The following is a 381-nucleotide window of genomic DNA, read 5'->3' on the forward strand; positions in this document are numbered from 1 at the left end:
GAACAGGGGCCCCGCGCTGTCCGCGGGGCCGAATGCAATTATAGATGGGGGGGATTTTGAGGGTTTCAACCCCTGGCGGCGAGACGAATGCAGTTCGCGTGTCCAGCCATCTTCAGGCGGGTGATCATCTCGTTGGCGCTTTCTTTGCCTTTCAACGGGCCAATAACCACGCGGTTCCAGCCGTTGTTAGTGGTAATGTGCGAAGCAAACCCTTCGAAAGCCAGCTGAGCGCGGACGGTTTCGGCCTGCTCGGCGCCTTTAAAAGAGCCGCACTGGATCATCCAGCTACGATCGTCTTTCTTCTCGGCGGTGGTTTTCGGCGCTTCTTCCACCCGAGTTACCGGCGCCGCGGCCTGGGTACGCGGCTGCGTGGTATTGGTA

The 381-nt window shown here is 59.6% G+C and carries 1 protein-coding gene; it reads right to left on the reverse strand.

The window, feature by feature from the left end:
- Positions 1-65: 65 nt before the first annotated feature.
- The coding region (gene ftsN, locus I6F09_RS37340; RefSeq protein WP_225190219.1) for a cell division protein FtsN at positions 66-381 on the reverse strand (316 nt) is incomplete at its 5' end.

Origin of the sequence: Bradyrhizobium sp. IC3195 (assembly GCF_020193585.1) — a bacterium.
In the GTDB taxonomy this organism is placed as follows: domain Bacteria; phylum Pseudomonadota; class Alphaproteobacteria; order Rhizobiales; family Xanthobacteraceae; genus Bradyrhizobium; species Bradyrhizobium yuanmingense.